Here is a 20,703-nt window from a genome sequence, read left to right as displayed (position 1 = left end):
CTGATCCGATGGGGGAACTCAAGGCTCGGGCACGCGCCGTGGGCCTAGATTGGCGCGCCGTTGAGCGCCACCTCCCCGACTGGGCTGCAGAGGCGGCTGCCCATAAGGTCGGCCTCTTGGAGTTGGAAGGCTTCGTCGCCCGTCACTTCGGTTACCGCCTTCGTCCCGGCGGCGGCTTCGAACCAGCCCCGCTCCCTCAGGCGCTGTTCAAGGTGCGCAAGGCGACCACGGCCAGGGAGGTCGTAGCCGCCCGCGGCTTCGCCACCGCCGTGGCGAGGCTGGTTGCACAGGCGGCCTCCGCACTGCCGCGGAAGGTGCCAGCGGACCCCTCGAGCCTTCGGGAACTCGCCGTGGCGGTGGCCGAGGGGCGAGGATGGGTGGACTTTGCCGCCCTGGTGGAGGCGAGTTGGCAGCTTGGCATCCCGGTCATCTACCTCCCCGAGCTGCCGGTCTCAGGCCGGAAGCCAGACGGCTTGGTGACATTTGTCGCCGGCCGGCCAGTCGTCGTGCTGCTCAAGAACCAGCGCTTAGCCGAGTGGATGGTGTTTGTGCTGGCCCACGAACTCGGTCATGTCGCGCTCGGCCATCTCGGCACAACCGAGGGCGCGGCAGTCGTCGACGAGAAGGTCAGCCTCGCCGCTGAGGAGCCCGTGGTACCGGGCAACGAACCGGAGGACAACCAGGAGCGAGAGGCGAACGCCTATGCCAGCCACGTACTGGTGCCGGGTGGAATACGGCTCACGCTCGGGCCCTGGCCATGGCCACGGGCGGATCGGCTCGCGGCCAGGGCCATCGAGTTCGGCAAGCGGCACGGGATCTGCCCTGGCCACGCGGTGCTGAACGCGGTCAAGCACTCCTCCCGAGGCAACAAGGAACCCTTCGCACTGGGCATGGCAGCCCTCAAGGTGTTGCACGAGACCATGGACGCCCGGACAACCGCCGAGATCTGCCGAGATGCCGCGCGGCGCCACCTCGATCTGGACCTGACACGTCCGGACACGGCGGATTTCCTGGAAAAGCTGGAAGTTATCTGACACGTGTCGACCGGTGGCGTGGTCGGCTTGTTCGACCGTGACGTGTTCATCAAGCTGGGTTGCTGCAACCTATGGGGCGAAACCTCGCAGCAACAGGGGTGACGAGGCCATACCGACTCCCGTCCTGCACAGTGTCCTCCTCCGTGCGGCTCCTGCGCCGTTCGCTCCGGGATGCAGCCGTCCTACAGGCGGCTACCACGCGTCTGGAGGCGATGGTGGCAACCGTCCCGATACTCGACGAGAGTGTCGAGGCGACTGCCAGGGCGGCACCAGGCTTCATGGACTTGGCCAATACTGAAGACATCGATGTGGGCGAGGCTATTCTGGTCGTCGCGCTTGAGGCGCTCACCGAGCCTGACCTCTTGCTGACCGGCGACAAGCGTTTCGTGGCCTCGTTGCGTCATCACTTCCCGGAGCGCTTCGCCCTACTGGCGCGCCGCATCTTCAGCTTTGAGACCTGCCTGAGTCTGGTATGCCGCGACCGTGGCGTCGCCTACGTCATCGAGCGGGTGAGGCCGGTGGCGGCCTGCGACGGTACCCTCCGTCTTGCTCTCGGCAGCGGCGGCGGGACCGACCACACATCCTTCCTGGAGGCGCTCGGCTCCTGCGATCCCTGCCGGGCCTAGCGGGGCGGAGGCGGCCCCCGCGTCGGAGCCCTGGCCGCCAAGGACAACATTTTTAAGGATAAAGGGGGCGCTCACCTGGGCGTTGCGGCCAGATGGACATTAATCCTTACAACGCTGGCTTAATGACGTTCGCCCAAATTAGGGCCGGTGTCTCGCCTGCCGAAGGCGGACCCCCGCCTAGAGCGTTTTCGGTTTACATGCGTTCACCGAAAACGCTCTATGCCTTTGTTTGCGGAGCAGATTCACGCCTTCCGGCGAGGCCGCCCTACGGCGATCTGCTCTAGAACACGCCGAGGGCACCAAGAAGGGCCCTGAAACTACAAAGGGCCCGACCGCGTCTGCGGCCGGACCCTTCAAGAACTTGGTGGAGCCAATCGGAATCGAACCGACGACCTCTTGAATGCCATTCAAGCGCTCTCCCAACTGAGCTATGGCCCCCCGGAGAGGACGCGGCGTATAGCGGCCCCCCGGGAGGGGCGCAAGGCCCCCGGGCCGGTGAAAAGCCATCCCCTCGCACAGGCTTCCCCGCACCGCCCGGCCCGATTAGCTTCTCCTCCGAAATTGGCCAGGGAAGGAGCATCCCCGCATGGGCAAACTCTATCCGGACGCGAAGGCGGCACTGGCCGGCCTGCTGCGCGACGGGATGATGATCCTCTCCGGCGGCTTCGGCCTCTGCGGCATCCCCTCCCTGCTGATCGAGGCGATCCGCGAGAGCGGGGTGCGCGACCTCACCATCGTCTCCAACAATGCGGGCATCGACGATGCCGGCCTCGGCCTGCTGCTGCAGACAAGGCAGGTGCGGAAGATGATCAGCAGCTATGTCGGCGAGAACAAGACCTTCGCCGAGCAGTACCTGGCCGGGCAGCTCGAGATCGAGTTCAACCCGCAGGGCACGCTGGCGGAGCGCATCCGCGCCGGCGGCGCCGGCATCCCCGCCTTCTATACGAAGACCGGCGTCGGCACCGCGGTGGCCGAGGGCAAGCCGACGGCGGAGTTCGACGGCGAGACCTATGTGCAGGAGCGCGGCATCGTCGGCGACCTTGCCATCATCCATGCCTGGAAGGGCGATACCGAGGGCAACCTCGTCTATCGGAAGACGGCGCGGAACTTCAACCCGGTGATGGCGACCGCCGCCCGCGTGACCGTGGCGCAGGTGGAGCACCTGGTGCAGCCGGGGGAGATCGACCCGGACCACATCATCACCCCCGGCGTCTTCGTGAAGCGCCTCGTCCAATGCCCGCCGGGCTATGAGAAGCGGATCGAGCAGCGCACCACCCGCCCGCGCGAAACGGCCTGAGGAGCGAGCAGACATGCCCTGGACCCGCGACCAGATGGCGGCCCGCGCCGCCCGCGAATTGCAGGATGGCTTCTACGTCAACCTCGGCATCGGCATCCCGACGCTGGTGGCGAACCACGTGCCGGCCGGGATGAATGTCCAGCTGCAGAGCGAGAACGGCATGCTCGGCCTCGGCCCCTTCCCCTATGCGGGGGAGGAGGATCCGGACCTGATCAATGCCGGCAAGCAGACCATCACGGAGCTGCCGACCAGCTCCTATTTCTCCTCCGCCGACAGCTTCGCCATGATCCGCGGCGGGCATATCGACCTCTCGATCCTCGGCGCCCTGCAGGTGGCGGAGAATGGCGACCTCGCCAACTGGATGATCCCCGGCAAGATGGTGAAGGGGATGGGCGGCGCCATGGACCTCGTCGCGGGGGTCAAGAAGGTGGTGGTGCTGATGGAGCACACCGCGGGCGGCAAGCCGAAGCTCCTCAAGCAATGCACCCTGCCGCTGACCGGCGCCCGGGTGGTGGACATGGTCATCACCGAGCTCGGGGTGTTCCGCCTCGCCCGCCGGGGCGAACCGCGCGTCGAGCTGCTGGAGATGGCGCCGGAGGTGACGCTGGAGGAGGTGAAGGCGAAGACGGAGGCCGAGTTCACCCTCGCCAACGCCTGAGCCGGTGGCGATCGCGGCGCGGGTCCGGCCATCGCCGCCGGGGCGCCGCGGCCGGCGGCGGGCACCGTGCCGCGGGGCGAGACGTCGCAGGGCGGGAGGTTGAGCCCCGGCCGGGCGCCGCGCCATGCCGGCCGAAGATTCAGCAAAATCAGCAGCTTGAAAGAAGGCCGTTCCGGAGAGCGAGGCGGGGGTTGGTAACTTCCTTCTAAGGTGCGACTATTGCAGCATCATCGATGCTGCCCATGTGCTGAAGGCGCAACCTTGGGCAGGCGACCGACCAGCCGCCTCCCGGCGCCAGATTGGGACACATGCCTTGAACATCCAAACCCCTCCGCGCCTGGTCGAGACCCAGGCCTCCCTGGAAGCCCGCCCGAGCCGGGAGGAGGCGGAAGCCGCCGTGCGCACCCTGCTGCGCTGGGCCGGCGACGACCCCAACCGCGAAGGGCTGATCGACACCCCCGCCCGCGTCGCCCGCGCCTATGAGGAATTCTTCGCCGGCTATGCCACGGACCCGGTGGAGCTCCTCGCCCGCTCCTTCGAGGAGACGGATGGCTATGACGAGATGGTGGTGCTGCGCGACATCCGGCTGGAGTCGCATTGCGAGCACCACATGGTGCCGATCATCGGCCGCGCCCATATCGCCTACCTGCCGGCCGGCCGCGTCGTTGGCATCAGCAAGCTGGCGCGGGTGCTGGAGGTCTATGCCAAGCGTCTGCAGATCCAGGAGAAGCTGACGGCGCAGGTGGCGAACTGCATCAACGACGTGCTGCAGCCCAAGGGCGTCGCCGTCGTCATCGAGGCGGCGCACCAGTGCATGACGACCCGCGGCATCCACAAGCCGGGCGTCTCCATGGTCACCAGTCGGATGCTGGGCGCCTTCCGCGACGATCCTTCGACCCGCAAGGAATTCCTCGCCATGATCGCCGGCCAGCGCAGCGGCGGCATGGAAGGCTGAGGGGCGCGGGGCGGCAGGCTGCGCCGCCCCGGCCCATGGACAGGGGTCGGCGGGGCGGTGGCGCCCCGCCTCAGCCGCGCAGGGCGTCCCGCGGCACCGTGACCGTCAGGGAGAGCAGGCGGAAGCTCTGCGTCTTGCCATGGCCGTCCAGGTTCAGGCTGCCATTCACCCCGCCCTCCAGCACGTCGTCGATCACGAAGTTGAAGGCGGCCAGCTTCGGCAGGTCGTAGCGCGTGCAGCGCGTGGCGCCACGATGGCGGAACAGCGCCAGCACCCGCTCCTCCGTCACCTGCTCCGCCAGCAGCGGGTACAGGGCCGGGTCATAGGGGATGAGGGAGATGTTGCTGCGGTTGCCCTTGTCCCCGGCCCGCGCATGCGCCACGGCGTGCAGCGCCACCTCTGCCATCTCCATGGTTTGGCTCGGCCGATCGGACGCGCTCATGCCACCATCTCCCCAGCGGTGCGGGTGACGACGCTGGTCGCCACCCTCTCGCGCAGCACCAGGTAGCTGCGCGTCAGGATGCGGGGCGTCAGGCGCCAGCGCGCCCCGCCCGTGCCTGCCGTGCCGCAGCAGAGCAGCGCCAGCACCTCCCGCGCCGCCTGGTCCACCGCATCGCGGTCGGCCCCCTCGGCGGCCAGGCGGATGCGCAGCTCCGGCGGCTCCGGCCCCTCGTAGCCGCGCCACAGAGCGCCATCGTCGCTGTCCAGCACGCTGGCCACGCCGATGAGATCGACGCGCGCCCGCACCGGCAGGCCGCGCAATTTCATGCGCTGCAGCAGCACCTCCGCCGTCGCCCTGGCGCGGGCCAGGGCGTTGGGCCCGGCGACGGAGACCTCGCCCTCCCCCAGCCAGCTGCCCTCGAAGCAGGCCGTCACCTTCAGCGTGTCCGGCCGTGGATGGCCGCGCAGCCCATGCACCGCGACCCGGTCCTTGCCCACCTGCTCCAGCGAGCAGTCCGTGATGTCCAGCACCACATCCGGCGTGATGTAGCGGGAAGGGTCGTGCAGCTCGTACAGCAACTGCTCCTTCACCGTGCGCAGATCGACGATACCGCCGGTATCCTCCGGCTTGGTAATGAGCAGCCCGCCCTCCGCCGTCACCTCCGCGATGGGGAAGCCGATATTGGCGGGGTCCGGGATGTCCTTGCAGCCGGGGTCCCAGAACACGCCGCCGGTGATCTGGCTGCCGCATTCCAGCAGATGGCCGCAGGCGGCGCCCACCGCCAGCTTCTGCCAATCGTCGAAGCACCAGCCGAAATGGTGGGCCAGCGGCGCGATGGCGAGCGCGGGGTCCGAGGTACGGCCGGCGACGACCACATCCGCGCCCTGGCGCAGCGCCTCCACCAGCGGCTCCGCGCCGATATAGGCGTTGGCCGCCACCAGCCGCGCCGATTTCATGTCGAGGCTGTCATCCGCCTCATGCACCGGGAGCTGATCGAGCGCCACGCTGCCCGCCACGTCGTCGCCGGTGACGACCGCGATCCTGAGATCGGGCAGGCCGAGCCGCAGCGCCAGCCGCGCCACCAGCCGCCCCGCCGCGGGCGGGTTGGCGGCGCCGAAATTGCCGAGGATGGGGATGCGGTGGCGGAAGCCATCCGCCAGGATCGGCGCCAGCAGCCGCTCCAGCATCGGCTCGTAGCCCAGCTCCGGGTCGCGGCGGCGCTCGAGCTGCGCCAGGGCCACGGTGCGCTCGCCCAGCGTCTCGAAGAACATCGCCGCGGGCAGGCCGCGCTTCACCAGGCTGCGCATGACGGGGATGGGCGCATCCACCCGGTCCCCGGAAAAGCCGCCGCCATTGCCGACCAGGAAGGTCATGCCGTTTCCCCCGTGCTGCGTGTCCGGCGCACCGCTTCCAGCCAGCCGGCATGGCGGCGCGCCGCCTCCTCCCGCGCCATGAGCGGCTGGAAGCGCCGGTCCAGCCGCCAATGTGTCGCGCCGAAGCCGCGCGGCACGTCGCCCGCCGCGCCGGGCGGCGGGAACAGCCCCGCCTGCAGCCCGGCCAGCCAGGCGGCGCCCAGCGCCGTGGTCTCCATCACCGTCGGCCGGTCCACCGGCGCGCCGAGGATGTCCGCCAGGAATTGCATGGTCCAGTCGCTGGCCACCATGCCGCCATCCACCCGCAGCACCGTCTCGCCGGCGCCGAGCGCCCCGTCCACGCCTGCGGTGCCGGCCGCATCGGCCAAGTCGGCATGCATGGCGTCCAGCAGGTCCCGGGTCTGGAAGGCCACGCTTTCCAGCGCCGCGCGGGCCAGCTCCGCCCGCCCCGTGGCGCGGGTCAGGCCGAAGATCGCGCCGCGCGCCTCCGCATCCCACCAGGGCGCGCCGAGGCCGACGAAGGCCGGCACCAGGTAGACCGGCTGCGCCGGATCGGCGCGCCGCGCCAGCTCCCCGGTCTCCGCCGCGCTGGCAATGAGGCCGAGCCCGTCCCGCAGCCATTGCACCGCGGCGCCGGCGACGAAGATGGCGCCTTCCAGCGCATAGGTGCGCTGGCCGCCAAGCTGCCAGGCGATGGTCGTCAGCAGCCGGTGCCTGGAGAAGACCGGCGTCGCCCCGGTGTTCAGCAGGGCGAAGCAGCCCGTGCCATAGGTGGATTTCAGCATGCCCGGCGCGAAGCAGGCCTGGCCCAGCGTCGCCGCCTGCTGGTCCCCGGCGATGCCGCGGATCGGCACCGGCGCGCCGAGGATCTCCGGCGCCGTCATGCCGAATTCGGTGGCGCAGTCCCGCACCTCCGGCAGGATGGCGCGGGGGATGCCGAACAGACGCAGCAGCTCCTCGTCCCACTCGCCCTTCACGATATCGAACAGCAGGGTGCGGGCGGCGTTGGTGGCGTCCGTCGCATGCACCCTTCCGCCGGTCAGCCGCCAGAGCAGGAAGCTGTCCACCGTGCCGAAGGCCAGCTCCCCCCGCGCCGCCTGGGCCCGGGCGCCCGGCACATGGTCCAGCAGCCAGGCCAGCTTGGTGGCGGAGAAATAGGGGTCCGCCAGCAGCCCGGTGCGGCGGCTGATCAGCGCCTCGTGCCCCGCCTCGCGCAGCCCGGCGCAGGCCTCCGCCGTGCGGCGGTCCTGCCAGACGATGGCGCGGTGGACCGGGCGGAAGCTGGCGCGGTCCCACAGCACCACCGTCTCCCGCTGGTTGGTGATGCCGATGCCCGCCAGGCTGCGCGGCGCCGCCCCGCCCTCCGCCATGGCGCGGCGCAGGCAGGCCAGCGCCCCCTGCCAGATGTCCTCCGGCTCATGCTCCACCCAGCCCGGGCTCGGGAAATGCTGCGGCAGCTCCTGCTGCGCCGTGGCCAGCGGGCGCAGCCCGGCATCGAACAGGATGGCGCGGGTGGAGGTGGTGCCCTGATCGAGGGCCAGGACGGACGTTTCCATGCTGGCGAGTCTATCCCCTCGACAAGCCGCCCGCCCAGGGCTTGTCTTCAGGGTTGAAGGAGCCCCGCATGCCCGTCCTCAACCGCATCGCCGATTTCACTGCCGAGATGACCGAATGGCGGCAGGATTTCCACCGCCACCCGGAGCTGGGCTTCCAGGAGACGCGGACCAGTGACATCGTCGCCGCCAGGCTGGCGAGCTGGGGCATCGAGGTGCACCGCAACATCGCCACCACCGGCCTGGTCGGGGTGCTGCGGAACGGCGACAGCGGCCGCAGCATCGGGCTCAGGGCGGACATGGATTGCCTGCCGATGGAGGAGCAGAACGGCTTCGCCCACCGCTCCACCATCCCCGGCCGGATGCATGGCTGCGGCCATGACGGGCATACCGCGACCCTGCTGGGCGCGGCGAAATACCTGGCGGAGACCCGTAACTTCAACGGCACCGTCCACTTCATCTTCCAGCCGGCGGAGGAAGGCGGCGGCGGCGCCCGGGTGATGGTGGAGGAGGGGCTGTTCCGCCGCTTCCCCTGCGACGCGGTCTATGGCGTCCACAACGACCCGAGCCTGCCGCTGGGCGAGGCCGCGGCCGTCCCCGGCGTCATCCTCGCGGCCTCCGACCGGGTGGAGATCACGGTGCGGGGCGTCGGCGGCCATGCGGCGCGGCCGCATGTGACGATCGACCCGGTGCTGGTCGGCGCGCAGATCGTCGTCGCGCTGCAGTCGGTGGTGGCGCGGCGGACGGACCCGCTGGACAGCGCCGTCATCAGCATGACGAATTTCCACGCCGGCAGCGCGGTGAACGTCATCCCGGACAGCGCGGTGCTGAAGGGCTCCATCCGCACGCTGAGGCCCGAGACGCGCGACCTGATGGAAAAGCTCATCACCCAGGTGGCGCAGGCAACGGCCGCGGCGCATGAGGCGGTGGCGGAGGTGAAATACGTCCGCAACTACCCGCCCACGGTGAACCATGCGGCGGAGACGGAGCGCGCGGCGCTGGCCGCCGCAAAGGTGCTGGGCGAGGAGCGCGTGCTGCGCAAGCGCCTTCCGGTGATGGGGGCGGAGGATTTCTCCTTCATGCTGCTGGAACGGCCGGGCGCCTTCGTGAAGATCGGCCAGAAGGGCGCGGAGAAGGGCGGCGTGCCGGTGCATCATCCGCTCTACGACTTCAACGACGACGCGCTGCCGATCGGGGCGAGCTTCTTCGCCACGCTGGTGGAGCAGGAGCTGCCAAGGGGGTGATGGGGGCTTCGCCCCCATGCCCCCAGCAGGAGGCTCTGCCTCCTGCACCTCCGCCGGGGAGGGGACCCCTCCCCGGACCCCGGTGGGAGTCGGCAGTTGAATCCACAGCTGCAAGACGAATGGTTTCCAAAGGCCGTTCGGCCTTTGGCGGGTAGGAGCTTGAGGAAGGGCTGTACAAGGCGCGCCTTGCGGCGCGACGCCCGTCCTCGACACAAGGGAGGAAACAAATGGCTACACTCCAGGGCAAGGCCGCCCTCATCACCGGCGCCGCCTCCGGCATCGGCGCCGCCACCGCTCGCGCCCTGGCGCGGGACGGCGCCGCCGTGCTGCTGACCGATATCGACGATGCCAGGGGCGAGGCCCTGGCCGCCGAGCTGCGCGGCGGCGGCGCCCGCGCCCTCTACCTGCACCAGGACGTCACCGAGGAAGCCCGCTGGACCGAGGTGGTCGCCGCCGCGGAGAAGGAGTTCGGCCGGCTGGACATCCTCGTCTCCAATGCCGGCATCGGCATCATCGTGCCGCTGGAGGAGATGCCGCTGGCGGAGTGGCGGAAGCAGATGGCCATCAACGTCGATGGCGTCTTCCTCTCCGTCAAGCATTGCGCGCCCGCGCTGCGGCGGGCCGGCGGGGGCTCGATGGTGCTGATCTCCTCCGTCGCCGGGCTGCGCGGCTCGGCCGGGCTGGGCGGCTATTCCGCCAGCAAGGGCGCGGTGCGGCTGCTGGCGAAATCCGCCGCGCTGGAATTCGCCGCCGCCCGCATCCGGGTGAACAGCGTGCATCCCGGCATCATCGCCACCCCGATCTGGGACAAGCTGCCGGCCAATGCCCTCTCCGGCCGCAACGCCCCGATCGACCCGAAGGACATGGCCGCCGGCGTGCCTCTCGGCTACCCGGCGGCGCCGGAGGAGGTGGCGGAGGGCATCGCTTGGCTCGCCTCCGACGCCTCCCGCTACGTCACCGGCTCGGAGCTCGTCATCGATGGCGGGATGACGGCGGGACGGGCGGGCAGCCTGGCGATCCGCGGATAGGACGATGACGCGGGGTGGTTTCACCCTGCTATTCCCCCGGCGCGGATCGCGGAAAACCCGCGCCGGACGGCGAATTGCCCAGGCCCGGCCTGCGTGTCTAACTGCATGCTCGATGCAGGAGAACAGGCCAAGATGCCGGAAGCGCCGACGCCGCCGCTGACGCCAGACCGGTTCCACGCGCCCTCGGCGCGCCCCTCGCCGGATCCGCGCGTCGATTATTCGCCGAGCGTCAGCGACCAGGTGAAGACCACCACCTGCTACATGTGCGCCTGCCGCTGCGGCATCCGCGTTCATCTGAAGGACGGGCGGATCCGCTACATCGAGGGCAACCCGGACCACCCGGTCAACAAGGGCGTGCTCTGCGGCAAGGGCAGCGCCGGCATCATGACGCATTACGCCCCGGCCCGGCTGCGCGCCCCGCTGAAGCGCGTGGGGCCGCGCGGCAGCGGCGAATTCGCCGAGATCACCTGGGAGGAGGCGCTGGAGACCGCCACCAGCTGGCTCCGCCATGTGCGGGAGACGGATCCGCGCCAGCTCGCCTTCTTCACCGGCCGCGACCAGAGCCAGAGCCTGACCGGCTTCTGGGCCGCGCAATTCGGCACGCCGAATTTCGCCGCCCATGGCGGGTTCTGCTCGGTGAACATGGCAGCGGGCGGGCTCTACTCCATCGGCGGCAGCTTCTGGGAGTTCGGCGAGCCCGACTGGGACCGGACCAAATACCTGCTGATGTTCGGCGTGGCGGAGGACCATGACAGCAACCCGATTAAGCTCGGCCTCTCCAAGCTGAAGGCACGCGGGGCGAAGTTCCTCTCGGTCAATCCGGTGCGCACCGGCTATTCCGCCATCGCCGATGAATGGGTGGGGCTGCGGCCGGGCACGGACGGCCTCTTCGTGCTGGCCCTGGTGCATGAGCTGCTGAAGGCCGACCGCATCGACCTGGAATTCCTCGCCCGCTACACCAACGCGCCCTGGCTGGTGGTGCGCAACCCGGGCGGGGCGGATGACGGGCTGTTCGCCCGCGACGAGGCGGGCAAGCCGCTGGCCTGGGACCGCGCCCGCGGCGCCATCCCGGCCGAGACCGCCGACCTCTCCCCGGTGATGGCCGGCGAGGTGACGCTGCCGGATGGCCGCATCGCCTACCCCGCCTTCCACCTGCTGGCGGAGCGCTACCTGGGTGCTGAATACGCGCCCGAAGCGGTGGCGGAACGCTGCGGCATCGAGGCCGGTCGCATCCGCCGCATCGCCGCCGAGATCGCCGAGGTCGCCTTCGACCAGGCGATCACCCTGGAGCAGAGCTGGACCGATGTGTGGGGGCGGGAACACGCCACCATCACCGGCCGCCCCGTCGCCTTCCATGCGATGCGCGGCATCTCCGCGCATTCCAACGGCTTCCATACCTGCCGCGCCCTGCACCTGCTGCAGATGCTGATCGGCGCGGTCGATACCCCCGGCTCCTGGCGCTACAAGGCGCCCTTCCCGCGGCCCATCCCACCCGGGCCGGGCCCGGCCGGCCGCGGTGCCAGGCCGAACACGCCGCTTGCCGGCAACCTCCTGAGCTTCCCCCACGGGCCGGACGACCTGCTGGTGGAGGAGGACGGCACGCCGCTGCGCATCGACCACGCCTTCTCCTGGGAAGCGCCGCTCGGCCTGCACGGCATGATGCACACCGTCATCGGCAATGCCGGCAAGGCGGATCCCTACCCGATCGACACGCTGTTCATGTTCATGGCCAACATGGCCTGGAACAGCGCCATGAACCCGGGCGAGGTCACCCGCATCCTGACGGAGCAGCGCGAGGACGGCGAATACCGCATCCCGCACGTCATCTACTCGGATGCGTATTTCTCCGAGACGGTGCCCTACGCGGATCTCATCCTGCCGGACACCACCTATCTGGAACGCTGGGACTGCATCTCCATCCTGGACCGCCCCATCGGCAGCGCGCATGGCGCGGGGGATGCCATCCGCCAGCCGGTGGTGCAGCCGGACCGCGACGTGCGGCCCTTCCAGGATGTGCTGATCGAGCTCGGCGCGCGGCTCGGCCTGCCGGCCTTCGTGAGGGAGGATGGCTCGCCGCGCTTCAAGGACTACCCGGACTATATGGTGAACCACCAGCGCATGCCCGGCGTCGGCCCGCTGGCCGGCTTCCGCGGCGCGGATGGCAGCAAGGTCGGGGTGGGCGAGCCGAACCCGGACCAGCTTCAGCGCTATATCGAGAATGGCTGCTTCTGGCGCGACCACATCCGGCCCGAACAGGAATGGCTGAAGCACGCCAACCGCGCCTATCTGGAGGACGCCAAGGCCAAGGGCTTCATCGGCAAGTCGGACCAGATCGTGCTGCAGCTCTACTCGGAGCCGCTGCAGAAATTCCGCCTCGCCGCCGAAGGCCATGGCGCGAAGCAGCCGCCGGAGCATCTGCGGGAGCGGGTGCGCCGTTACTGCGACCCGCTGCCCATCTGGTATGCGCCGCTGGAACAGCAGGGGCAGGACCTCGCGCCCTTCCCCTTCTCCGCCGTCACCCAGCGGCCCATGGCGATGTACCATTCCTGGGGCTCGATGAATGCCTGGCTGCGGCAGATCCATGGCGCCAACAAGCTGATGATGGCGCGGTCCAGGGCCGAGGCGATGGGCCTCGCCCAGGATGACTGGGTCTGGGTGGAAAGCCGCAGCGGCCGGCTGAAATGCCAGGTGGCGCTGATGGAAGGGGTGAACCCGGACACGGTCTGGACCTGGAACGCCATCGGCAAGCGGGCCGGCGCCTGGGGCCTGGCGCCGGACAGCCCGGAGGCGCAGCGCGGCTTCCTGCTGAACCATGTCATCAGCGAATGGCTGCCGGCCCAGATGGCGGAAGGCCGCGATCTCCGCCTGGCGAATGCCGACCCCGTCACCGGCCAGGCCGCCTGGTACGATCTGCGCGTCAGCATCACCAAGGCCGCGCCCGGGGAGGAAGGCATCACCTCGCCCCATCCGGAGACCTTGGAGCCGCCGCCGCACATGCCCGGCTCGCCCGACATCCTCCGCTATTCGGTGAAGACCCCAGCATGACCTGCCTGCCTGCTCCGGGTGCGAAGAAGCTCGGCCTCGTCATCGACCTTGACACCTGCGTCGGCTGCCAAGCCTGCGCCACGAACTGCAAGGAATGGAACACCAGCGGCCATTCCGCGCCGCTGCCGGATTTCAAGCCCTACGCCGCGGGCCAGGAGGGCGTCTGGTTCAACCGCGTCCACAGCTTCGAGGCCGGGGAGGGCGAGGCCGGGCGCACCGTGCACTTCCCCCGCTCCTGCCTGCATTGCGAGACGCCGGATTGCGTCACCGTCTGCCCGACCGGCGCCAGCTACAAGCGCGCCGAGGACGGCATCGTGCTGGTGAACCACGACACCTGCATCGGCTGCGGCCTCTGCGCCTGGGCCTGCCCCTATGGCGCGCGGGAGATGGATGACGACCAGGGGGTGATGAAGAAATGCACCCTCTGCATCGACCGCATCTACAACGAGAACATCCCGGAAGCGCAGCGCCAGCCCGCCTGCGTGCTGACCTGCCCGACCAAGGCGCGGCATTTCGGCGATCTGGGCGACCCGGACAGCGCCGTCAGCCGGCTGGTGGCGGAGCGCGGCGGCCAGCCCCTGATGCCGGAACTGGGCTACAACCCGGTGAACCGCTACCTGCCGCCGCGCAAGAAGGCGCTGCCGCCGAACGCACCGGTGGAGGATGCGCCGACGCCGATGGACATCCGGAACCCGCTGCTGCGGTGGATGGACCGGGTGCTGAGCCGGTGAGGACCGCGCGATGAATCCGGCACCTTCCATCGTCTTCTTCACCACCGCCTCCGGCGCCGGCTACGGGCTGCTCTTCTGGCTCGGCCTGCTGCGGCCGCTGGGGCTGGTGCCGGGCAGCCAGGGCTTCGGCCTGACGGCGCTGGGCCTGGCACTGGTGCTCATCACCGCCGGGCTGCTCTCCTCCACCGCGCATCTCGGCAACCCGCAGCGGGCCTGGCGGGCGGTCAGCCAGTGGCGCTCCTCCTGGCTGTCGCGGGAAGGCGTGGCGGCGCTCGGCACCTATGTGCCGGCGGTGTTGTTCGGGCTTGGGCTGCTGGCGGACCTGCCCGGCCTGACCGCCGCGATGGGCCTGCTGGCCGCGGCCGGCGCCGTCGCCACGGTCTATTGCACCGGCATGATCTACGCCTCGCTCAAGCCCATCAAGGAATGGCGGCACCCGCTGGTGGTGCCGGGCTACCTGCTGCTCGGCGCCTTCAGCGGCGCGGCGCTGCTCGCCATGCTGGGCGGCTTCTGGGGGGATGGCGCGGTGCCGGCGGTCCTCGCCCTGCTGGCCGGCATCGCCGCGCTGGTGGTGAAGAACGCCTACTGGGGCGCCATCGACCAAGCGCCGCCGGTGGCGACGGCGGAAAGCGCGACCAGCCTCGGCTTCATCGGCAAGGTCCGGCCGCTGGAGCCGCCGCATACCGAGACGAATTACCTGCTGCGGGAGATGGGCTTCCGCATTGCCCGCAAGCACGCGGAGAAGCTGCGCCTGCTGGCCCTGGCGGCCGGGTTCGGCGCGCCGGCCGCGCTCTGCGCCTTCGCCCTGCTGGTCGGTGGCGGAATGGGCGCCGCGGCGCTGACCCTCGGTGCCGTGCTGGCCCTGGGCGGCCTGCTGGTGGAGCGCTGGCTGATGTTCGCCGAGGCGACCCATACGGTGACGCTCTACTACCACGGAAGCTGAGGCGGCCGCGGCCGTCGCTGCGGCCCCCGGCCCACGGGCCGATCCCGCCCGGCCTGACATCGACGGGGCCAGGGCGCCTCCCCCTCCCCCCGGCCCGGCGCCGCTGCGGCGCGTCTTTTGCATTGTACCCCGGCACCGCGGCCCTGCACGCTGCGGGAAACATAAGCTGGGGAGACGGGCATGAGACGAAGCCAGGCTTTCGGACTGGTGCTGGGCGCCGCGCTTGCCGCTGCCCCCATGGCCAGGGCGCAGGAGCTGACGATCGCGGTCGGCGGCGCCTTCACCTCCATGGACCCGCATTTCTTCGACCTGTCGCCGAATCATGCCCTCACCTGGCATGTCTTCGACCGGCTGCTGCATCCGGATCCCGACCAGCGCCCCTCCCCCGGCCTCGCCGAAAGCTGGCGCGCCCTCGACGAGCGGACCTGGGAGTTCAAGCTGCGCCAGGGCGTCACCTTCCAGGACGGCACGCCCTTCACCGCGGATGACGTGGTCTTCACCTTCGCGCGCGCGCCGAACGTGCCGAACAGCCCGACCAGCCTGGGCCAGTACATCCGCCCGGTGCAGCGGCTGGAGGTGGTGGACGCCCACACCATCCGCCTGCACACGGCGGAGCCCATCCCGCTGATCCCGCAGATGATGATGGCCTTCTCCGTCATCGGCCGGAAACAGGGCGAGGGGATGAGCACCGCCGACTACAACAGCGGCAGGGCAGCGGTGGGCACCGGGCCCTACCGCCTCGTCTCCTTCACCCTGGGCGACCGCGCGGTGTTCGAGCGCAACCCGCGCTGGTGGGGCCCGGCCCAGCCCTGGCAGCGCGTGACCTACCGCCTCATCACCAATGACAGCGCCCGGGTCGCCGCCCTGCAATCCGGCGATGTGGATGCGATCGACGCCGTGCCGACGCGCGACGTGGCACGGCTGCAGCGCGATGCGCGGCTGAACCTCGCCCATCGCCCCGGGCTTCGGCTGATCTACCTCTATGTCGATGCCAGCCGGCCGCAGACCCCGCATGTGATGGACCGCAACGGCCAGCCCTTGGCGAGCAACCCGCTGCGCGACGTGCGGGTGCGCCGCGCGCTTTCCATGGCGGTGAATCGGGAGGGCATTCGCCGGCAGATCATGGAGGGCTTCTCGCTCCCCACCGGCCAGGCCCAGCCGGAAGGGGCGATGGGCTACGACCCCTCCATCCCCGTCCCGGCCTATGACCCGGACGGGGCGAAGAAGCTGCTGGCCGAAGCCGGCTTCCCGGAGGGCTTCAACATCACCCTGCACGGGCCGAACGACCGCTATGTGAATGACGACGCCATCGCCCAGGCCATTGCCCAGATGTGGACGCGGATCGGCGTGCGCACCCAGGTCCAGACCAGCCCGGCCAGCGTCTTCTTCACCGCCGGCGGCGTGCGGGACGAGCATTCCGTGGCGCTCACCGGCTGGAGCACCTCCACCGGCGAGCCGGACACCCATCTTTCCCTGATGCTGGCGACGCCGGACCCGCAGCGCGGGCGCGGGACGCGGCTGCGGCCCTCCCATTATTCCAACCCGGAGCTGGACCGGATGATCGACCGCGCCCTGACCACCATCGACACCGAGGCGCGGGAGAAGGCCTATCACGACATCATCCGCATCGGTTACCAGCGGGATTTGGCGGTGATCCCGATCCATCACCAGGTGAATATCTGGGCGATGAAGCGCAGCCTGACCTACCGGCCGACGCTGTCCGAGCAGACGCGGGCGATGGAATTCGCGCCGGCGAGGTGACATGGGGGCTTTGCCCCAGACCCCGACCAGGGGCCCTGCCCGTTGGCGTCAGTGCCGCCAACCCCCGCCGGGGAGGAGACCCGTCCCCGGACCCCGGTCCGAGTTCTGGACCCGTGGGTGGAACCTGCGGACACACCGGGATCCGGAGGGGGGCGGCGGCACTGCCGCCAATGGTGGGACCCTATTCTTGGCTAGAGCAGATCGCGTTCAGATGGGATCATCTGAACGCGTGAAGATGCTCGCAAAACAACGGCCTGGCGCATGCTGCGTGAGCGCAAGCGAACGCAGCATGCTCTAGGCTTCCGCCTTGATGCCCAGCCGCGCGATCAGTCCGCCCCAGCGCGCCCGCTCCGCCGCCATGGTGCGGGCGAATTCCGCCGGGGTGCTGCCCAGCACCTCGAAGCCCTGGCCCTCCAGCGCGGCGCGCGTGGCCGGCACGGCCAGCGCCTTCCGCGTCTCCTCCGAAAGCCTTTCCACCCGCTCCGCCGGCATGCTGGCCGGGCCGATGAGCCCGTTCCAGGCATAGCTCGCCGCATCAGGCAGCCCCACCTCGGCCAGGGTCGGCACCTCCGGCGCCTGGGGCAGCCGTGCCTCCGCCGTCACGGCCAGGGCCCGCACCTGCCCGGCCTGCAACTGCGGCAGGATGCCGGCGCCGATCAGCACCAGCGCCTGGATGCGCCCGGCGATGAGGTCCACCACCGCCGGCGGGAAGCCGCGATAGGGGACGTGCAGCATCTCGATCCCCGTCCGCGCCATGATGTCCGCCATGGCGAGGTGCGAGCCGGAGCCGGAGCCGACCGAGCCGAAGGCAAGCTTGCCCGGATTGGCCTTCGCATGGGCCACGAAGCCGGCGAAATCCCGCCCCGGCACATCGGGATGCACCACCAGGATCTGCGCCCCGCGCAGCAGCAGGGAGATCGGCGCCAGATCCTTCGCCGGGTCGTAGCCGAGATTGGGGTAGAGCGAAGGCGCGGTGCTGAGCGGGCCGTTGATGGAGACGCCGATGGTGTGGCCGTCAGTCGCCTTCGCCACCGCCTCCGTGCCGATATTGCCGCCGGCGCCGGCCTTGTTCTCCACCACGCAGGGCTGACCCAGCACTTGGCCGAGATGCGTGGCGACGGCCCGACCGGCGGTATCGGGGGTGGAGCCGGCGGGGAAGGGGACGATCAGGCGCAGCGGCCGCTCCGGCCAAGTGGCCTGGGCCAGGGCGGGGCGGGCCAGCAAGGCGGAGGCGCCGAGAGGCGCGAGCATCAAGGCGCGGCGGCTGAGGCGCATGCGGGGTTCCTCCGGCGGCGGTCCGCGGGCTTGCAGCACAAAGCCCGGGCCGCCGCAACATCACCCCATCAAGCGCCGCCGCAGCCGCCCCGAGACCAGGTCGATCACCGCCACCATCGCCAGGATCAGCAGGACGATGAAGGAGACGGTGGGCCATTCCAGCGTGCGGATCATCTCCGCCAGATGCAGCCCGATGCCGCCCGCGCCGACGATGCCGATGATGGTGGAGGAGCGGACATTGGATTCGAAGAAATACAGCACCTGCCCCGCCAGCACCGGCACCACCTCCGGCAATATGCCGAAGCGGATGCGGGCCACGCCGCTTCCGCCCGCGGCCACCACGCCCTCCTGCGGGCGGCGGTCGGCGGCCTCGATGGCCTCCGAGAACACCTTGCCCAGTGTGCCGACATCCGAGGTGAAGATGGCCAGCACGCCCGCAAAGGGGCCGAGGCCGACGATGCCCACCCAGATCAGCGCCCAGATCAGCGCATCCACGCCGCGGATGCCGTCCAGCACCCGGCGGGAGAGGAAGCGGACGATGCCATGGATCGTGGCGTTGCGCGCCGCCAGCAGGCTGATGGGCAGCGCCACGAAGGCAGCGCCGAAGGTGCCGAGGAAGGCGATGGCCAGCGTCTCCGCCAGCGCCTGCAGGATGCTGCGCACATTCGCCCAGCTTCCCGGATCCGGCGGCAGCATCAGGCCGAGGAAATGCCACATCTGCCCGAGGCCAGTGGCCAGCCGCGCCGGCTCCACCCCCAGCCGCCACAGGCCGAAGAACAGCAGCGCCGTGCCCGCCAGCCAGCCGAGCAGCACCACGATCCGCAGCCGCGTCATCACCCGGAAGGCGCCGGGATGGATGTCGCGCAGCGCCGGCAGCCGCGCCAGCGCCGCGGCCCGCACCGGATGCGGCAGCGAGGCAGGGGTGCCGCTCATGCCCGCTCCTCCATCAGCCTGCGGCGCAGGATGCTGGTGCCGCTGTCGATCAGCACCACGGTCAGGATGATGAACAGCAGCAGCGCCGCCACGTCGTTGTAGTAGAATTTGCGGATCGCCTCGACCAGGTCCTGGCCGATGCCGCCGGCGCCGACGAAGCCGAGCACCGCGGCGCCGCGCACATTCACCTCGAAGCGCAGCAGCCCGTAGGCGAGGAACCCCGGCAGCACCTGCGGCACCACCGCGAAGCGCGCCATGGCGGGCCAGCCCGCGCCCGCGGCCATGGCGCCGTCCACCGGCTTCAGGTCGATATTCTCGACGATCTCCGAGAACTGCTTGCCCAGCGCGCCGAAGGTGTGGATCGCGATGGCCAGCACGCCTGGCAGCGGGCCGAGGCCGAAGGCGATGACGAAGACCAGGGCGAAGACCACGTCCGGCACGGTGCGGCAGAATTCCAACACCCGCTTCACCCCCCAGCGCAGCACGGCGCTGCGGGTGATGTTGGCGGCCGAGAGCAGGCCGAACAGGAAGCCCCCCGTGGCGCCCAGCACCGTGCCGACATAGGCCATGAGCAGCGTATCGCCCAGCAGCGCCAGCCAGCGCTTCCAGCCCCACAGCCATTCGGCCGGGTCGCGCCACACCCATTGCCCGGTGTGGTCGCCGGTCTCCAGCGTCAGCAGCCGGGCGAAATAGCTGAAGAAGCGGTCGCCATGGGCCAGCAGCGTCCCCGGCTCCACCTGCGCCACCCAGCCGGCGAGCAGGGCGAGCGCGAGCAGCACCCCGGCGGAGAGCCAGAAGCGCCGCCGCGCTGCCGCCCGCTCCGCGGCGACGGCCGCGACCAGCGGCGCGAGGCGCGCCGCCGGCAGCAGGGGCAGGCTCGCGGCGGCGCCCGACATCAGCCGCGCTGGCGGCGCAGGCCGTCGACGAAGGTGATCAGCTCGATGATCGGGTCGTAGGCCGAGTTGGCCACCGGCTCCCAGGGCCTCGCCTTGCCGTCATAGATGCGGTTGAAGGTCTCCGGCTCCTTCTTCGGCAGCTCCAGCACCGCGGTGCGGATGGCGGTGCGCAGCTCGGCCGGCAGGGTGGTCAGGTAGGCCATGGGCGAGTTCACGATCTGGTCGGATTTGAAAATGATCCGGAAATCGTCGTACTTCGCCATCCCCTTGCGCTCCATGCGGCGCAGGTTGCTCTCGTTCTCGTCATTCCACCAATTGGCGCACATATCCACCGTGCCCTGCTGCAGGGCGATCACCGCATTCTCGTGGCTGCCGGTGTAGATGACGCGGCCGAAGAACTGGTCCGGGTTGATGCCCATCTTGTTCAGGGCGAAGCGCGGCACGTTGTTGCCGGAGGTGGAGTTGGGATCGACGAGGCCGAGATTCTTGCCGCGCAGGTCCTGCACCTTCTGGTAGGGCGAATCCTTCTTCACGTAGAAGACGGAGTGGTAGCCCTTGGTGCCGTCCTCGTTCACCTCGATGCAGAAGGCCTCGACCGGCGCGCCGGTCTTCAGCGCCCGGGCGAAGGAGGCGGGGCCGTAGGAGGCGATGTGGATGTTGCCGGCGCGCTGGCCCTCGATCACCGCCGCATAGTCATTGGCGACGCGCAGCGTGACCTTGGTGCCGAGGGTCTTGGAGAGGCTCTCGCAGAAGGGCGTCCAGCGATTCATCACGCCGGAGGCGTTCTCCGACGGGACGATGGCGAAGACCAGCTCCGGATAGGCGGCTTTCCAGGACTGCGCCTGGGCGTGGCGAAGGGCGGGCGCGGCCAGGGCGGCGCCCATCAGCAGGCGGCGGGTGAACATGGTT

Annotated in this window: 18 protein-coding genes and 1 tRNA gene; 11 read left to right on the top strand and 8 right to left on the bottom strand. The window is 70.1% G+C overall.

What is annotated here, in order from left to right; genetic code table 11:
• The first annotated feature begins 122 nt into the window (after window positions 1–122).
• Complete coding sequence (locus tag NJ376_RS19620) at window positions 123–1,034, top strand: ImmA/IrrE family metallo-endopeptidase (protein WP_252954979.1); 912 nt, start codon at window positions 123–125, stop codon at window positions 1,032–1,034.
• 212 nt (window positions 1,035–1,246) lie between these two features.
• Window positions 1,247–1,660: a hypothetical protein gene (locus NJ376_RS19615; RefSeq protein ID WP_252954978.1), complete on the top strand. Its 414-nt coding sequence runs from the start codon at window positions 1,247–1,249 to the stop codon at window positions 1,658–1,660.
• Window positions 1,661–2,022: 362 nt separating this feature from the next.
• On the opposite strand, the gene NJ376_RS19610 is transcribed toward NJ376_RS19615, so the two are convergent.
• Window positions 2,023–2,098 (bottom strand) — tRNA-Ala (locus NJ376_RS19610).
• A 148-nt stretch (window positions 2,099–2,246) separates the two neighbouring features.
• On the opposite strand from NJ376_RS19610, the gene NJ376_RS19605 reads away from it, so the two are divergent.
• From NJ376_RS19605 to folE, 3 genes are all read left to right on the top strand, one after another.
• Window positions 2,247–2,957: a CoA transferase subunit A gene (locus NJ376_RS19605; protein ID WP_252954977.1), complete on the top strand. Its 711-nt coding sequence runs from the start codon at window positions 2,247–2,249 to the stop codon at window positions 2,955–2,957.
• 13 nt (window positions 2,958–2,970) lie between these two features.
• A complete protein-coding gene (locus tag NJ376_RS19600) occupies window positions 2,971–3,615 on the top strand; it encodes a CoA transferase subunit B (protein ID WP_252954976.1) in 645 nt (214 codons plus the stop codon).
• A gap of 313 nt (window positions 3,616–3,928) precedes the next feature.
• Entirely contained in the window at window positions 3,929–4,570 is a 642-nt protein-coding gene (gene folE, locus NJ376_RS19595; RefSeq protein WP_252954975.1) for a GTP cyclohydrolase I FolE, read from the top strand.
• A gap of 70 nt (window positions 4,571–4,640) precedes the next feature.
• Here folE and NJ376_RS19590 read toward each other — a convergent pair whose 3' ends face one another.
• From NJ376_RS19590 to glpK, 3 genes are read right to left on the bottom strand one after another with little or no spacing between them, the layout of a single operon-like run.
• Window positions 4,641–5,012, bottom strand: coding sequence for an AtuA-related protein (locus tag NJ376_RS19590; protein ID WP_252954974.1), 372 nt, complete (start codon window positions 5,010–5,012; stop codon window positions 4,641–4,643).
• Window positions 5,009–6,385, bottom strand: coding sequence for an acyclic terpene utilization AtuA family protein (locus NJ376_RS19585; protein ID WP_252954973.1), 1,377 nt, complete (start codon window positions 6,383–6,385; stop codon window positions 5,009–5,011). The genes NJ376_RS19590 and NJ376_RS19585 overlap by 4 nt, the downstream gene beginning before the upstream one ends.
• Complete coding sequence (glpK, locus tag NJ376_RS19580) at window positions 6,382–7,941, bottom strand: glycerol kinase GlpK (protein WP_252954972.1); 1,560 nt, start codon at window positions 7,939–7,941, stop codon at window positions 6,382–6,384. The genes NJ376_RS19585 and glpK overlap by 4 nt, the downstream gene beginning before the upstream one ends.
• Window positions 7,942–8,009: 68 nt before the next feature.
• On the opposite strand from glpK, the gene NJ376_RS19575 reads away from it, so the two are divergent.
• The 6 genes from NJ376_RS19575 to NJ376_RS19550 all read left to right on the top strand — a co-directional run bounded on the left by NJ376_RS19575 (window position 8,010) and on the right by NJ376_RS19550 (window position 16,690).
• The gene (locus tag NJ376_RS19575; RefSeq protein WP_252954971.1) at window positions 8,010–9,182 is read left to right on the top strand and encodes a M20 aminoacylase family protein; all 1,173 of its coding nucleotides are present in this window, start codon (window positions 8,010–8,012) and stop codon (window positions 9,180–9,182) included.
• Between the two features lie 227 nt (window positions 9,183–9,409).
• Entirely contained in the window at window positions 9,410–10,210 is an 801-nt protein-coding gene (locus NJ376_RS19570) for an SDR family NAD(P)-dependent oxidoreductase (RefSeq protein WP_252954970.1), read from the top strand.
• A gap of 132 nt (window positions 10,211–10,342) precedes the next feature.
• Window positions 10,343–13,255, top strand: a complete 2,913-nt coding sequence (locus NJ376_RS19565; protein ID WP_256476467.1) for a molybdopterin oxidoreductase family protein — start codon at window positions 10,343–10,345, stop codon at window positions 13,253–13,255.
• A complete protein-coding gene (locus tag NJ376_RS19560; protein WP_252954969.1) occupies window positions 13,252–13,986 on the top strand; it encodes a 4Fe-4S dicluster domain-containing protein in 735 nt (244 codons plus the stop codon). The genes NJ376_RS19565 and NJ376_RS19560 overlap by 4 nt, the downstream gene beginning before the upstream one ends.
• Before the next feature lie 10 nt (window positions 13,987–13,996).
• Window positions 13,997–14,929: a dimethyl sulfoxide reductase anchor subunit family protein gene (locus tag NJ376_RS19555; RefSeq protein ID WP_252954968.1), complete on the top strand. Its 933-nt coding sequence runs from the start codon at window positions 13,997–13,999 to the stop codon at window positions 14,927–14,929.
• 180 nt (window positions 14,930–15,109) lie between these two features.
• Window positions 15,110–16,690 (top strand): ABC transporter substrate-binding protein, encoded by a 1,581-nt coding sequence (locus NJ376_RS19550; protein ID WP_252954967.1) that lies wholly within the window; start codon window positions 15,110–15,112, stop codon window positions 16,688–16,690.
• Window positions 16,691–16,984: 294 nt separating this feature from the next.
• Here the strand turns inward: NJ376_RS19550 and NJ376_RS19545 are convergent, their stop codons facing one another.
• From NJ376_RS19545 to phnD, 4 genes are read right to left on the bottom strand one after another with little or no spacing between them, the layout of a single operon-like run.
• Window positions 16,985–17,965: a Bug family tripartite tricarboxylate transporter substrate binding protein gene (locus tag NJ376_RS19545; RefSeq protein ID WP_252954966.1), complete on the bottom strand. Its 981-nt coding sequence runs from the start codon at window positions 17,963–17,965 to the stop codon at window positions 16,985–16,987.
• Window positions 17,966–18,025: 60 nt separating this feature from the next.
• Window positions 18,026–18,898: a phosphonate ABC transporter, permease protein PhnE gene (gene phnE / locus NJ376_RS19540; protein ID WP_252954965.1), complete on the bottom strand. Its 873-nt coding sequence runs from the start codon at window positions 18,896–18,898 to the stop codon at window positions 18,026–18,028.
• Window positions 18,895–19,794 carry a phosphonate ABC transporter, permease protein PhnE gene (gene phnE / locus NJ376_RS19535; protein ID WP_252954964.1) on the bottom strand — a complete coding sequence of 300 codons (900 nt, stop codon included), beginning with the start codon at window positions 19,792–19,794 and terminating at the stop codon, window positions 18,895–18,897. Before phnE (NJ376_RS19535) ends, phnE (NJ376_RS19540) begins: the two co-directional genes overlap by 4 nt.
• Window positions 19,794–20,699: a phosphonate ABC transporter substrate-binding protein gene (gene phnD / locus NJ376_RS19530; protein ID WP_252954963.1), complete on the bottom strand. Its 906-nt coding sequence runs from the start codon at window positions 20,697–20,699 to the stop codon at window positions 19,794–19,796. The genes phnE (NJ376_RS19535) and phnD overlap by 1 nt, the downstream gene beginning before the upstream one ends.
• Window positions 20,700–20,703 lie beyond the last annotated feature (4 nt).

It is taken from the genome of Siccirubricoccus soli, assembly GCF_024178315.1.
GTDB lineage: Bacteria > Pseudomonadota > Alphaproteobacteria > Acetobacterales > Acetobacteraceae > Siccirubricoccus > Siccirubricoccus soli.
The sequence above is the reverse complement of the archived record's forward strand: the minus strand, read 5'-3'. Positions and strand labels throughout refer to the sequence as shown.